The organism is Acinetobacter sp. SCLZS86, from assembly GCF_021560715.1.
Classification (GTDB): domain Bacteria; phylum Pseudomonadota; class Gammaproteobacteria; order Pseudomonadales; family Moraxellaceae; genus Acinetobacter; species Acinetobacter towneri_A.
On record NZ_CP090864.1, the window covers coordinates 2,959,359 to 2,973,152 of the forward strand.

Genomic DNA, 13,794 nt, shown 5'->3' on the forward strand with positions numbered 1-13,794 from the left:
TTTGGGCTACTGCTCCAAATGTACAATCTGCAGTTGTAAACTGACATTGCCATTAAACACATTGCGCTCTAATTCATAAACCAAACGCACATCATCTCGCATCGGGTTAAATTCAAATTTGTCTTTGGCACCAAACGCAATCGCATCAACCACTTGTCCATTGTCCAATGCTAAACGCAATTTTAAATGACTGTCCTTCAACCATCTAAAATCGACCACTCTAAACCGTCCCTCAAACACAGGCTGCGGAAATTTTTGTCCCCACGGTGCCAACTGCTGCAGTAAATCTACCGTGTGTAAATGAAAATCCTCTTGCGGCAATTCACCATCTGTCCACAGCACAGCATGAAATAAATCTGCATCCATTTGCGCAATGATCTGTTCAAAGACCTGTTTAAATTCTGCAAAGTGCGTCTTTTTAATGGTCAAGCCTGCTGCAGCCGCATGCCCACCAAAATGGCTAACCAAATGTGGATATTGCTCTGCGACCAATTCAATGGTGTCACGTATGTGAACCCCTTCTATTGAACGGGCCGAACCTTTAATATGCTCAGCATCTTCATCGGCAGCAAATACAATCGCAGGACGATGGAACTGCTCTTTTAAACGTCCTGCGACAATTCCAATCACGCCTTGATGCCAATGTTCTTCAAACATAATCAAAGCATGCGGTAAATCGCTTTGATCTAACTGTAACTTTTCCAATTCTGCCAGCGCATCTTGTTTAATTTGCCCTTCAACCTGACGACGTTCCTGATTCAAACTATTTAACTGACGTGCCAAAGCATAGGCACTTTGCATATCCGTTGCCAGTAAACACTCGATTCCAATATCCATGGTTTCCATGCGCCCTGCAGCATTAATACGTGGCCCCAAAACAAAACCTAAATCCTGCGCTTTGAGCTGTGAGGGTTCACGTCCTGCCAAATCCAGCAATGCGCTAATCCCAGGACGACATAAATTCTGCTGTATCCGTTTCAAGCCTGCATCCACCAAAATACGGTTGTTATAATCCAGACTAGCGACATCGGCATAGGTGCCCAAAGCCACCAAATCTAAATATTGCGTTAAATTTGCAGCAGATTTACCCTGTTTTTTACGCTGACTGGATAAGTTGGCCAACACATAAAATGCCACGCCCACACCTGCCAAGGCTTTACTTGGGAAATCACAACCCAATTGATTCGGATTCACCACAGCCTCTGCATTTGGAGTGGCTTTTGTGGTGAGGTGGTGATCGGTAATGATGACCTGCATCCCCAAAGCTTGCGCACGCTCCACACCTTCATGACTGGAAATTCCGTTATCTACAGTAATTAATAAATCAGGGGCATAACGCTCAAAAGCCAAATTGGCAATGGCGGGAGTTAAGCCATAACCATATTTAAAGCGGTCAGGCACCAAATACTGTACGTGTGCGCCCATGTCGCGTAAGGCCAACATCATCAATGCGGTACTGGTAGCACCATCGGCATCGTAATCGCCCACAATCACTATTTTTTTCTGCTGATCAATCGCCTGATCCATCAACTGAATTGCTTCAGGAAGACCCTTCATATTTGGGGCAAGCAAGTGCTTCAGTTTAAGCTCTAGCTCCTGCTCAGATGCAACGCCACGTCGCGCTAAAATTTGGGCAACAAATGCAGAGACGCCCTGAAATTTTTCAGGGCGTGTAAGTAAAGGTCTTTGTTTTATTAGAATTTTTGACATATTTTCCAGTTATTTAAGGCATCAAACGTTGTAGTTTCCACTCACCTTCAATTTTTTCATAAGCTAAGCGGTCATGCAAACGGTTCGGACGGCCTTGCCAAAATTCGTAATAATCAGGCTGCAATCGGTAGCCACCCCAAAATACGGGTTTTTGCAATTCAGATTGATCACCCACTTGGGCATGCAAGTCTTGAAAACGCGCCTGTAATTCTTCACGGCTGGCAATCACACCACTTTGTGGGGTACTGATATGCGCAGCAATCTGATTGTCACGCGGGCGTTTGTGATAATACGCAGTCGACTCTTGCTCATCAATTTTTTCGACATAGCCGCTGACACGAATCTGACGTTCTAGCTCAGGCCAGTAAAACAACAATTCAGCATAAGGATTGGCAGCTAAATCTAACCCTTTTTGACTGTCATAATTTGTATAAAAGTCATAACCTGCTTCGGTGGCTCCACGCAGCAACACGGTACGCACATGCGGACGACCTTGCGCATTGGCAGTTGCCAATGACATGGCATAGGGTTCATGTAATTTAGCGTCTAAAGCATGGTTAAACCAATTCAAAAACTGAATATGCGGATTGGCACTGACCTGTGCTTCTAGCAATTCACCTTTTTGGTAACTTAAACGCAGCTCACTTAAATCTTTAATTAAATCACTCATGATTTGCCCCCTTTAGACGGCATGACGACGTACAGCAGCTGCTAAATTTTTCGCCAATGCCTGCACTTCAGCCAAATCATCACCTTCCACCATGACACGAATCACAGGTTCAGTGCCCGATTTACGAATTAATAAGCGTCCACGACCTTTCAGCTGCTCCGTGGCACGATCAAACTCTGCAACCAAAGCAGGGACAGTATAAGGGTCAAACATATTTGCTAAGCGTACATTTTCTAGCACGTTTGGTAACAGTTTAAAATCTGTCACCAATTCATGCAGAGCTTTGTTTTGTTCGACCATCACCGTTAACACTTGTAAGGCAGCAATAATTGCATCCCCTGTAGTGCTCTTATCCAAAGTCAAAATATGCCCCGATGGCTCACCACCAATCACCCAGCCATTTTCTTCCAGACCTTGCAGCACATAACGATCGCCTACTTTGGCACGGAGTAATGGCACTTGGGCTTCTTCTAAAGCCAATTCCAAAGCCATATTGCTCATCAATGTCCCAACAATTCCTGCAGGTTTTTTCGAGCCTTGCGTGGCAAGAATATATAAAATATGGTCACCATCAATTTGCTTGCCATGACGGTCTACCAAAATTACACGGTCTGCATCGCCATCAAATGCAACACCCAAGTCCGCCTGATGCTCAAGCACCGCTTTTTGCAAACTTTCAGGATGGGTTGAGCCGCAATTTTCGTTGATGTTTAAACCATTCGGCTCATTGTGAATGGCAATCACTTTCGCACCTAATTCACGGAATACCGCAGGGCCAACATTGTAGGCTGCACCGTTGGCACAATCGACCACAATGGTCAGGTCATTTAAATCTAAATGATATGGAAAGGTCGATTTACAGAACTCGATATAACGCCCATTGGCATCTTTTACACGAACACTTTTACCCAAGTTGGCTGTGTCTTCAATTTTTAACTCTTGCTGTAATTCTTGGTTAATTTCTTCTTGCAAGGTATCTGGAAGTTTTTTCCCTTCACCGGAGAAAAATTTAATTCCGTTATCAAAGTACGGGTTATGTGATGCTGAAATCACGATGCCTAAACTGGCATGTAAGGCACGGGTCAAGTGTGCAATGGCGGGCGTGGGTAATGGGCCCAACAAATGCACATATACACCTGCGGCATTCAGACCCGCCTGTAATGCTGCTTCTAAAATATAGCCTGAAAGACGCGTATCTTTACCCAATACCACAATTGGTTTATTTTTTTTGGTGTGCTTTTTTAAAACTTTACCTGCTGCAAAACCCAGTTTTAATGCAAATTCAGGTGTAATAGGTAACTCTCCGAACTTCCCTCGAATGCCGTCTGTACCAAAATAACTCATATTGTTCTCACTTCTTAGAGGTGATCTTTATCATCACTTTTTTACTGCAAGTTACTTTACACCAAAAATGAAAAAGCCGTCATATAGATGACGGCTTTTATTTGAAAACGATACTAAAAATTAACCAACACGATAGTTCGGCGCTTCTTTAGTAATCGTCACATCATGCACGTGAGATTCCTGCATACCTGCTGCAGTAATTTTCACGAATTTTGCATTCTGACGTAGATCTTCAATGGTTGAAGAACCGGTATAACCCATAGATGAACGCAGACCGCCCATCATTTGATGCACGATGTTACCCATTGGACCTTTATACGGCACACGACCTTCAATACCCTCTGGTACAAGTTTTTCTGCACCTGCTTTAGAGTCTTGGAAATAACGGTCTGCAGAACCTGTTGCACCCGCCATTGCACCCAATGACCCCATGCCACGGTAAGCTTTATAGTAACGGCCTTGGAAGAATTCAACTTCGCCCGGTGCTTCTTCAGTCCCCGCAAGCAATGAACCCACCATAATGGTACTTGCACCTGCACCAATTGCTTTGGCCATATCGCCAGAGAAGCGAATACCACCATCGGCAATTAATGGAATCTGTTCTTTCAATGCATTGGCTACAGCGTCAATTGCCGAGATTTGCGGCATGCCAATACCTGCCACAATACGTGTGGTACAAATTGAACCTGGGCCAATCCCCACTTTCACTGCGTCTGCACCTGCATCTAACAATGCCAAAGCAGCATCGCCAGTTGCAATGTTACCGCCAATGACTTGAACTTGCGGATAGTTGGCTTTTACCCAACGTACACGCTCAATTACGCCTGCAGAGTGACCGTGTGCAGTATCGACCACAATCGCATCAACACCTGCTTCAACCAACGCTTCAACACGGCTTGGTGTTTCTGCACCTGTACCGACTGCAGCACCCACACGTAAACGACCTAAGTCATCTTTGCAGCTGTTTGGATACAATTCTGCTTTACGGAAATCAGTCACCGTAATTAAGCCTTTTAATTCCTGCTGGTCATTGACAACCAACACTTTTTCAATGCGGTGTTGTTGCAATAAAGCTTGAATATTTTCTTTAGATTCGTCTTCGCGTACTGTCACTAAACGATCTTGACCTGTCATGATGTTGCTAACAGGTTGTTCAAGGTTGGTTTCAAAACGTGTATCACGCCCTGTCACAATACCCACAACTTTACCATCTTTTACTACAGGTACACCGCTGATGTTGTTGGCTTGGGTCAGCGCAATCAATTCACGTACTGTGGTTTCTGGGGTTACGGTAATTGGATCTTTCACCATACCCGCTTCGAATTTTTTCACACGGCGCACTTCGGCTGCTTGCGCAACGATGTCCATGTTTTTATGCAAAATACCAATACCACCGTTTTGCGCCATCGCAATTGCCATACGAGATTCAGTCACCGTATCCATTGCTGCTGAAACCAAAGGAATATTCAGGTCAATGCCGCGGGTAAAACGTGTCTTTAGGGAGACATCTTTTGGGAGAACAGTAGAATAGGCAGGGAGTAATAAGACATCATCGAAGGTTAACGCTTCTTGAACGATGGTCAGCATAACAGTCTCACTGGTAATTTCCGTGAGCCATTATAAACAAATCTGGGCACAAATTTCATTTATTCTCTAAGAAATATTTTTTATTCTACCCTTCTGGGGAATGCTGCACGAAAAAATCGGTAATTTTCATCTAAAAATTGAAGTTTTCATCCTTAGTTTGCTTTTTAGCCGTGCAGGTTTAAAACTTGCGAGGTTTCGTTTTTCAGCCAGACAAAGCCGCTCCAATCTGAAACATGATTTGGCTATCTACCCAAAATTGAGTCACAAAAAAAGCAAAGCCACAGCCTTGCTTTTCCAATCTAGATTGCCATCAACAACTTAAAGCACAATTAAACGACTTGATCGAAGTCATCATCATTCACAGATATGGCTGGATCAACCTGCACAAATGGAATCATGTTATGCGCACGACGTGCTTTATTGCATTGATCATCGGCAATTTGTACTTCTTTACAAGAGCTGCTGCGTAATTCATAAATCCCGCAGCTTACTTTATGTCCAACCTCACCTTCTAAAGCAACACAACGCGGCTGACTCTGATTGGTACCACACATGCATGAATAGACTGCTGTAACTGGTTCCGTGTAGTGCTCAGGCATATTTATGCCTTCAGCCCAATAGAATGAAACACGAAAATAAGCGCAACACGCGCCGCAGCTTAAGCAGGCATCTGCTGTAGGTACTTGAGACAACATTCGTTAAGTTCTCGTCATCAAAAAAATCGTTTTTGGGCGAAAATCTTAAAAAAAGTTGTTTTTGCACTCAAGTTTTTTTTACAGTTTTTTCAGCTTTTTTTGTTGCTTATTCGGGGTAGCTAAATACGTGCTCATCCATCAAATCGACGCCACATTCCAATGTTTCGATCCAGTCTAGGAATTGATTCACCTGTTCTTTGCCCACAAATGGTGTACCGTGTTGCGGCACAATCATTTCAACGTCCATAGTGCGCACCATATTCACCCAGAGGCGAATCACTTTATTAGAACACATATAGCGCTGATGGAAGCCTTTCATAGTAGGAATATGCGCAGCAAAATCAGTCAATGGAATTGAAGCGTCTTCTACCATCGATGCGCCCATATCGCCAGAAAATAAAATTTTAGCAATAGGATCATAAAACTGGAAATTACCGACAGAGTGCAAGAAGTGCGCAGGCACAGCAACAATTTTAGACTCACCCAAATGAATCGCCTGTCCTTCATCTGGCAGCTCCACCAAACGATCTAGCCAGTCGCCTTTCATACGATCACTCATAAAAGATGAGCTTAGGTGCGGCAAGAAACGCGCCCACAATTTTGATGCTACAATTTTTGCTTCGGTATAGACCAACCAACGCGGCATTGAAGTGATGATGTCTGGGTCTTGGTGCGATGCCATGACATAATCAAGATTGGTCAAACGGGTATATTTGTTTAATTCCATGGTCAGTGGCACATAGGTCAGGTCGCCACCTGGGTCTAGCACCGCAGCACGATTATTATCAATAATCAAAAATTGGTTGGCCTGAACACCTTCACCTTTGACCAAACTGGTAAAACTAATACATTTGTGTGTCCCATTATCAAATAAGACCTGCGATGTTGTACGGTCAAATGCCATAACCAAACCCCAATTTTTTCATTTTAAAAATACATTTGCTATGACTGAATAACATATAGCTATTTATGGAAAGTTACAATAAATAAAATAGCTTGGATTATCTGAAATATCAGTAAATTGCAGCACAACTTACATAAATAAATCCCAAGCATTTTGCTCAGGATTTATACACATCCACTGATTCTCTAGAATAAATAATGTTGCGCCAAAGTCGACACACCAATAATCAAGAAAATCAGTGCACCAATTTTATGAATTAAAGCAATTGGCAATCGGGTCGCTAATTTATTGCCAATAAACACCGCAGGTGCATTGGCCAGCATCATCCCCAAAGTAGTTCCAAGCATGACCCAGAAAACGCTGTCATAACGTGCTGCTAAAGCCACTGTGGCAATTTGAGTTTTATCGCCAATTTCTGCCAAAAAGAACAACACAAAGGTCGCGCCAAATACGCCGTATTTTTGCCATTTGTTGATACTTTCAGTTTCATCATCCAATTGGTCTGGAATAAGCATCCAAATTGCCATTGCAATAAAACCTAAAGATAAAATCCACAATAAAATTTCAGGGCTAAATACCGTGGTAATCCACTGCCCCAAAACTGCAGAAAGTCCGTGATTAATGAGTGTTGCCAGTAAAATAGCAACCAAGATTGGAGCAGGTTTACGAAAACGTGCCGCGAGTAATAAAGCCAGTAGCTGTGTTTTATCACCCATTTCGGCTAAGGCGACAATGGCAGTCGAGATGAGGAATTCATACATGATGTTTTTCTCTGGCTAGCACACATACCAATGACCTATCCCTCCTGCTAGCCAAAATCTGCAGAGTGATAAATCAAAGGTCTTGCCAACAAAAGAAAGCTTGATAAAGCTGACTTGGTTCTTTGCTATGATGACCATGTTCTGTGGAACAAATATGTTGATCATCACCTTTTTACTTGATTCAGTTGAAACCCCGTAAGTAAAAAGCGGCTACTCCCCAATGAAGTAAGCCTATTCTAAACGGAATAGTGTGCTTAAGCAAATGCTGTGCTGACATCAAAGCGAATAAAAATAAGTCACAAAAAACCCTGCCATAGCAGGGTTTTAAGTAAATTTTTTGACTTGATTTAGAGCAGCAAGCTACGAATATCTGCCAACAACTGCGTCAGTTTATGGGTAAAACGTGCTGCATCTGCGCCATTAATTACCCGATGGTCATACGACAATGACAACGGCAACATCAAGCGCGGATCAAAACCTTCACCATTCCAAACAGGCTGCATGGTCGCTGGTGAAATACCCAAAATTGCAACCTGTGGCCAATTCACTAATGGAGTAAATGCCGTACCGCCAATCGAACCTAAACTGGTAATGGTAAAGTTTGCACCTTGTAGATCTTTAGGCGATAACTTTTTATCACGTGCTTTTTGGCTCAACTCGCCCAGTTCAATCGCAATTTGTTTAATCGCTTTCTGATCTGGATTACGCAGTACAGGCACGGTTAAACCATCAGGGGTTGCTACGGCTATGCCCATGTGGATTTCTTTACGCAGCAGCACAGACTTTTGATCGTCTGCCAAATGCGCAGCGAAATACGGCTCATCTTTCAGCAAATGCGCTACAGCTTTGGCAATGAACGCCAAAATGGTCAGGCTGACACCTTCTTTTTTGAAGTTGGCTTTCAATTCACCGCGCCACGCTTCTAGCTCGGTAATATCGGCCAAATCAAATTGCGTAACTTGTGGGATGTAATTGTTCAGGGACAATTGCGGAATTGACACTTGCTGTAAACGGGTCAAACTTTTTTCTTCCACACCACCAAATGCACTAAAGTCAGGCAGCTTTGGCAAACCTGTAACTTGCTGCGTTGTGGCAACGACAGGAGCTGTCTGCGGCGCAGTAAGACGCGCTTTAACATAAGCCTTCAAGTCTTCTTTGAGTACACGCGCATGTGGGCCAGTGGCGTTTACATCGGCTAAAACTACACCTAACTCACGTGCCAGTTTACGCACAGCAGGGCCTGCATACACTTTTGCATTGGCTTCATGTTGTGCCTTACTCAGTTTGTCTACATTCGTATGTGCACTTGCTGCAACCGTTGTGGTTTGTGCTGTAGATTCAGCACTGACTGCTGGCGATGTACTTGGCGTAGAAACAACTTGCGCTGCTGCAACTGCTGTTGGTGCAGCTGCGCCTGCAGTTACTATCGTCACTAAGGCATTGTCCTGCGCAACACTTTGTCCTAATTCTACATGAATCGCTTGAATCACACCTGCGGTAGTACTTGGTACTTCAACCGTGGCTTTGTCTGACTCCACCACAATTAAACTTTGGTCCGCTGCAACTGTATCGCCCACTTGTACCAAAATTTCTGCCACTGTGGCTTTATCCACTCCTAAATCAGGTACTGCAACTTCAATCTGAGCTGATGCTGTAGTTTGTGGTGCCGATGCACTTGCTGCGCTCACTGTTGCAGCAGCCGCTTCTACTGGTGCCACTTGAGGTGTTTCCACCTGTGTGACTGCAGCAGCGGCAGTTTTCACTTTCAGAATCACCACACCTTCTTTTATGGTATCACCCGTTTTGATTTGGATGGCAGTGATTGTACCCGACACCGTACTAGGCACTTCTACTGTGGCTTTGTCCGACTCCACCACAATAATGCTTTGATCAACATCAATCGCATCGCCGACTTGCACTAGAATTTCCCCAACAATGGCTTTTTCCACGCCAATGTCAGGTACTTGCACATCTACTTCTTGTGCAGTGTTTGATGTCGCTAAGCTTGGCGCTGCAGCGACCACTTGTTTAGCATCTTGCTTCGGTGCAGCATCTACTTCGGCTTGCGGTGCAGCAACTTCTGTAGCAGCTGCGGTTTGAGCATCTGTTTCTAACTCAATCAGCACTGCACCTTCAGTCACTTCATCGCCTTGTTGTACCAAAATGCTTTTCACTACTCCTGCAGCGGTGCTTGGTACTTCAACAGAAGCTTTGTCTGATTCCAACAGAACAATGCTGTCATCAACTGCAATCGTGTCGCCAACTTTAACAAGAATATCTGCAACAGTCGCTTTATCGACACCAATATCAGGCGTTTGAATTTGCATGATCAGTGCTCCTCTTTGTAGTCAGCAACCGCTTGTACTTCAGGAACCGCTTGCGGCGCCCACGCGACAGGACGATCGGTATCTAACTCAAATGTCGAAATTGCATCTTTGACTAAGCGTGCATCGACTTCGCCTTCATCAGCCAGTTTTTTCAAGGTTGCTACCACAATGTGTGCAGCATCGACCCCAAAGTAGCTACGCAAATTACCACGGGTATCGGAACGACCATAACCATCGGTACCCAAAGCAACAAATGGTCGATTGTCTGGCAAGTATGCTCGAATTTGCTCGCTATAGACGCGCATGTGATCGGTTGCAGACACTACAATGCCATCTTTGCCACGTAACTGTTGTGAAATCCAAGGCTCTTTGCTTTCTTGAGCCAAAGGATGCAAACGGTTGTACTCTTCACACGCCATACCATCACGCGCCAATTCGTTAAAACTGGTCACACTGTAGACATTCGAGTGAATTTGGTACTCTTCACGCAAGATTTTCGACGCTTTAATCACTTCACGTAGAATCACGCCTGAACCCAACAATTGAACCGTGGCTTTTTCATCTTCCTGTAGTAAATACATACCGCGCTTAATGCCTTCTTCAACACCTTGCGGCATTTCAGGATGCTCATAGTTTTCATTCATGAGAGTGAGGTAATAGAATACGCGCTCCTGATTGACATACATGCGCTGTAAACCATCATGTACAATCACGGCAAGCTCATAACCAAAACATGGATCATAGGACACACAGTTTGGAATGGTATTGGCTAAAATATGTGAGTGACCATCTTGGTGTTGCAAGCCTTCACCATTGAGTGTGGTACGTCCTGCAGTGGCCCCCAACAAGAAACCTTGCGCCTGCGCATCACCTGCTGCCCATGCAATATCGCCAATACGCTGGAAACCAAACATGGAGTAATACATATACATTGGAATCATAGGCAAGTTATTGGTTGAATAACTGGTACCTAAAGCTGCCCAAGCACTCATTGCACCGGCTTCATTAATACCTTCTTGCAGCATGTGACCGTCTTTGGCTTCACGATAATGCATCAACTGTTCTTGGTCTTCAGGAGTGTATTTTTGCCCATGTGCGGCATAAATACCCAATTGACGGAACATGCCTTCTAAACCAAAAGTACGTGCTTCATCAGGTACAATAGGTACCACACGATCTTTAATGGCTTTTTCTTTGAGCAAGGCTGATATCAAACGCACCATCACCATAGTGGTCGATTGTTCTTTTCCACCTGAACCCGCCAAGACTGAATCAAAAACTGATAATTCAGGAATTTGTAAAGTTTCGCTGTCTTTACGGCGCGCAGGCAAATAACCACCCAAGGCTTCACGACGCGCTTTCATATATTTTAATTCAGGCGAATTTTCACTTGGACGATAGAATGGCACTTCTTCAAGTTGCTCATCACTAAATGGCAAGTTAAAGCGGTCACGCACATATTTTAAAGAATCCAACTGCATTTTTTTGATTTGGTGGGTTTTGTTCACCGCTTCAATTTCATCCGACAAACCATAGCCTTTGACAGTTTTGGCTAAAATCACCGTTGGCTGACCTTTGGCCTTACATGCTTCAGCATACGCCGCAAACACTTTATACGGATCGTGACCACCACGGTTCAGGTTATCAATATCTTCATCGCTTAAATCTTTGATCAATTCTTTGGCTTCAGGATATTTACCAAAGAATTTCTCACGAGCGTATGCACCGCCTTTCACTTGTAAACGCTGATAATCACCATCCACCGCTTCTTCCATGATGGCTCTTAATGCACCTGTATCGTCTTTGTCCAATAAAGCATCCCAATGACGCCCCCAAACCACTTTAATCACGCGCCAACCTGCGCCACGGAATAACGACTCGAGTTCTTGAATGATTTTACCGTTACCACGTACAGGCCCATCTAAACGCTGTAAGTTACAGTTGACCACCCAAATCAGGTTATCTAGCTTTTCACGACCTGCCAGTGAAATCGCCCCCAGACTTTCTGGCTCATCCATTTCACCATCGCCTAGAAATGCCCAGACTTTACGGTCTTCTTCTTTAATCAAACCACGGTTCATTAAATATTTTTGAATATGCGCCTGATAAATGGACATGATTGGACCTAGACCCATCGATACTGTTGGGAACTGCCAATAGTCAGGCATTAAATAAGGATGTGGATAGCTAGGTAAACCGTTACCGCCCACTTCGCGGCGGAAATTATTCAATTGATCTTCGGTTAAACGCCCTTCTAAAAATGAACGAGCATAAATACCTGGTGCACAATGACCCTGATAGTAGATCATGTCACCACCAAAGTGATCGCTGTTGGCACGGAAGAAATGGTTAAAACCAACATCATACAATGTTGCTGAAGATGCGAAACTTGCAAGGTGACCACCTAAATCATCACCTGTTTTATTGGCACGTAACACCATTGCCAATGCATTCCAGCGAATCAAGGCCCGAATACGGCGCTCGATATCCTGATCACCAGGCATAGCAGGTTGTTCTTCCACTGAAATAGTATTGAGATAGGGAGTATTTAATCGCTGAATGGGTACATGCTTTGCGATTGCACGTTGGTACAGTTTTTCGAGTAAAAATGCTGCCCGTTCAGTACCCATATGTTGTAACACAGCATCAAAGGCATCTTGCCATTCTTGGGTTTCTTGTGAGTCCGTATCACCGTAAAACGCCATAATTCACTATTCCTAAGCCTAATCATATGCATTATATGTATCATAATTTAAACTTTAGTAGATATGGCTAATCTTAAATGCGTATCCTACATACTATTTAGAAAATAAATAGTGATTGACACATTCTTACAGCAAATAACAAAAAAACCGCCAATTTAGGCGGTTTTTTATACAATAAAGCAGAAACTGCGTGTTATTATTTTTTTAAGTGATAAGTTGAAGTCTGAAATGTCTCACTAGATTTCGCTAAAAGCTAAAACGTGAGTATAAAGAAAAGCGACCTTTGCCGCTTTAATTTCATGTTTTAATTTATAGTTCGCGTGTAGTTTACAGTGAATGTGGCTAGAGCATGATTTTCTAGCCAAAGCATTACGGCAACATTGCTAAATAGGTTGAAGGGTTCTTACGTTGACCGTCTTTCACTACTTCATAATGTAAGTGTGGACCTGTACAACGACCTGTACAACCCACGTTAGCAATATGTTCGCCTGCTTCAACGCGGTCACCTACACGTGCAATTAAACGTGAAGCGTGTGCGTAGCGCGTGATATAACCATTACCGTGGTTAATTTCTACATATTGACCATAACCTGTGCCCCAGCCTGACTTGGTCACAATACCTGGGCCAGTCGCATAAATTGGTGTACCGCTTGGTGCAGCAAGGTCTAAGCCTGAATGGTTTTCAGCGCGACCACTCATCACACGACCGCCATAGTTCGAGCTAATACGTGCATTCGGTAAAGGATGTGACACTAACCACGCATAAGGATTTGAAGAAGCAAAACGAGTGCTGGTATTGGTACCGTATTTTTTGGCTAAAGAGGCGTTATTTAATTCTGTGGTCTTTTCACGAAGCTTAACGGTCATCTGCGTTTGTGCAGGAATGTCAATGTCTTGTGTTTCTGTATAAGAACCTTGTGACAAGGTACGGGTTAATTGCTCAATACGATCAGTCGATGAATTTTGAGAATCTAACTCAACTAAATCAGCAAATGCGACAGATGCTGCCGAAGCTGCCAGTGAAAACGCTAATAAAATACGGCGCGAATGCATAAAAAAACCTCTTAACTGTTCTTACTTGAAGTTCCTTG

General features: G+C 43.7%; 10 protein-coding genes and 1 riboswitch. All 10 genes read right to left on the reverse strand.

The genetic code is table 11. The features are described 5' to 3' along the window. Positions 1–6: 6 nt before the first annotated feature. The gene (gene recJ / locus LZP46_RS14175; protein ID WP_236094170.1) at positions 7–1,710 is read right to left on the reverse strand and encodes a single-stranded-DNA-specific exonuclease RecJ; all 1,704 of its coding nucleotides are present in this window, start codon (positions 1,708–1,710) and stop codon (positions 7–9) included. 13 nt (positions 1,711–1,723) lie between these two features. Beyond that, on the reverse strand, positions 1,724–2,380 hold the full coding sequence (pdxH, locus tag LZP46_RS14180; protein ID WP_236094171.1) for a pyridoxamine 5'-phosphate oxidase: 657 nt from the start codon (positions 2,378–2,380) through the stop codon (positions 1,724–1,726). A gap of 12 nt (positions 2,381–2,392) precedes the next feature. Further along, on the reverse strand, positions 2,393–3,724 hold the full coding sequence (glmM, locus tag LZP46_RS14185) for a phosphoglucosamine mutase (protein ID WP_236094172.1): 1,332 nt from the start codon (positions 3,722–3,724) through the stop codon (positions 2,393–2,395). A 120-nt stretch (positions 3,725–3,844) separates the two neighbouring features. After that, a complete protein-coding gene (guaB, locus tag LZP46_RS14190) occupies positions 3,845–5,311 on the reverse strand; it encodes an IMP dehydrogenase (protein ID WP_004974257.1) in 1,467 nt (488 codons plus the stop codon). A 329-nt stretch (positions 5,312–5,640) separates the two neighbouring features. Continuing rightward, positions 5,641–6,006, reverse strand: coding sequence for a YkgJ family cysteine cluster protein (locus LZP46_RS14195; protein ID WP_236094173.1), 366 nt, complete (start codon positions 6,004–6,006; stop codon positions 5,641–5,643). A 106-nt stretch (positions 6,007–6,112) separates the two neighbouring features. Next, positions 6,113–6,910 (reverse strand): MBL fold metallo-hydrolase, encoded by a 798-nt coding sequence (locus LZP46_RS14200; protein WP_236094174.1) that lies wholly within the window; start codon positions 6,908–6,910, stop codon positions 6,113–6,115. 185 nt (positions 6,911–7,095) lie between these two features. Beyond that, a complete protein-coding gene (locus LZP46_RS14205) occupies positions 7,096–7,671 on the reverse strand; it encodes a TMEM165/GDT1 family protein (protein WP_236094175.1) in 576 nt (191 codons plus the stop codon). Positions 7,672–7,742: 71 nt separating this feature from the next. Further along, positions 7,743–7,902, reverse strand: a riboswitch (yybP-ykoY riboswitch). Positions 7,903–8,018: 116 nt separating this feature from the next. Further along, positions 8,019–9,998, reverse strand: coding sequence for a 2-oxo acid dehydrogenase subunit E2 (locus tag LZP46_RS14210; protein ID WP_236094176.1), 1,980 nt, complete (start codon positions 9,996–9,998; stop codon positions 8,019–8,021). 2 nt (positions 9,999–10,000) lie between these two features. Beyond that, positions 10,001–12,703: a pyruvate dehydrogenase (acetyl-transferring), homodimeric type gene (gene aceE / locus LZP46_RS14215; RefSeq protein ID WP_236094177.1), complete on the reverse strand. Its 2,703-nt coding sequence runs from the start codon at positions 12,701–12,703 to the stop codon at positions 10,001–10,003. A gap of 369 nt (positions 12,704–13,072) precedes the next feature. Next, positions 13,073–13,756 carry a M23 family metallopeptidase gene (locus tag LZP46_RS14220; protein WP_236094178.1) on the reverse strand — a complete coding sequence of 228 codons (684 nt, stop codon included), beginning with the start codon at positions 13,754–13,756 and terminating at the stop codon, positions 13,073–13,075. Positions 13,757–13,794: the final 38 nt, after the last annotated feature.

Excerpts from the sequence above, each read along its gene's own strand:
- LZP46_RS14205 (WP_236094175.1), bottom strand. The coding sequence starts at position 7,671 with ATGTATGAATTCCTCATCTCGACTGCCATTGTCGCCTTAGCCGAAATG.
- pdxH (WP_236094171.1), bottom strand. The coding sequence starts at position 2,380 with ATGAGTGATTTAATTAAAGATTTAAGTGAGCTGCGTTTAAGTTACCAA.
- LZP46_RS14220 (WP_236094178.1), bottom strand. The coding sequence starts at position 13,756 with ATGCATTCGCGCCGTATTTTATTAGCGTTTTCACTGGCAGCTTCGGCA.
- guaB (WP_004974257.1), bottom strand. The coding sequence starts at position 5,311 with ATGCTGACCATCGTTCAAGAAGCGTTAACCTTCGATGATGTCTTATTA.
- recJ (WP_236094170.1), bottom strand. The coding sequence starts at position 1,710 with ATGTCAAAAATTCTAATAAAACAAAGACCTTTACTTACACGCCCTGAA.
- LZP46_RS14210 (WP_236094176.1), bottom strand. The coding sequence starts at position 9,998 with ATGCAAATTCAAACGCCTGATATTGGTGTCGATAAAGCGACTGTTGCA.
- LZP46_RS14195 (WP_236094173.1), bottom strand. The coding sequence starts at position 6,006 with ATGTTGTCTCAAGTACCTACAGCAGATGCCTGCTTAAGCTGCGGCGCG.
- LZP46_RS14200 (WP_236094174.1), bottom strand. The coding sequence starts at position 6,910 with ATGGCATTTGACCGTACAACATCGCAGGTCTTATTTGATAATGGGACA.
- glmM (WP_236094172.1), bottom strand. The coding sequence starts at position 3,724 with ATGAGTTATTTTGGTACAGACGGCATTCGAGGGAAGTTCGGAGAGTTA.
- aceE (WP_236094177.1), bottom strand. The coding sequence starts at position 12,703 with ATGGCGTTTTACGGTGATACGGACTCACAAGAAACCCAAGAATGGCAA.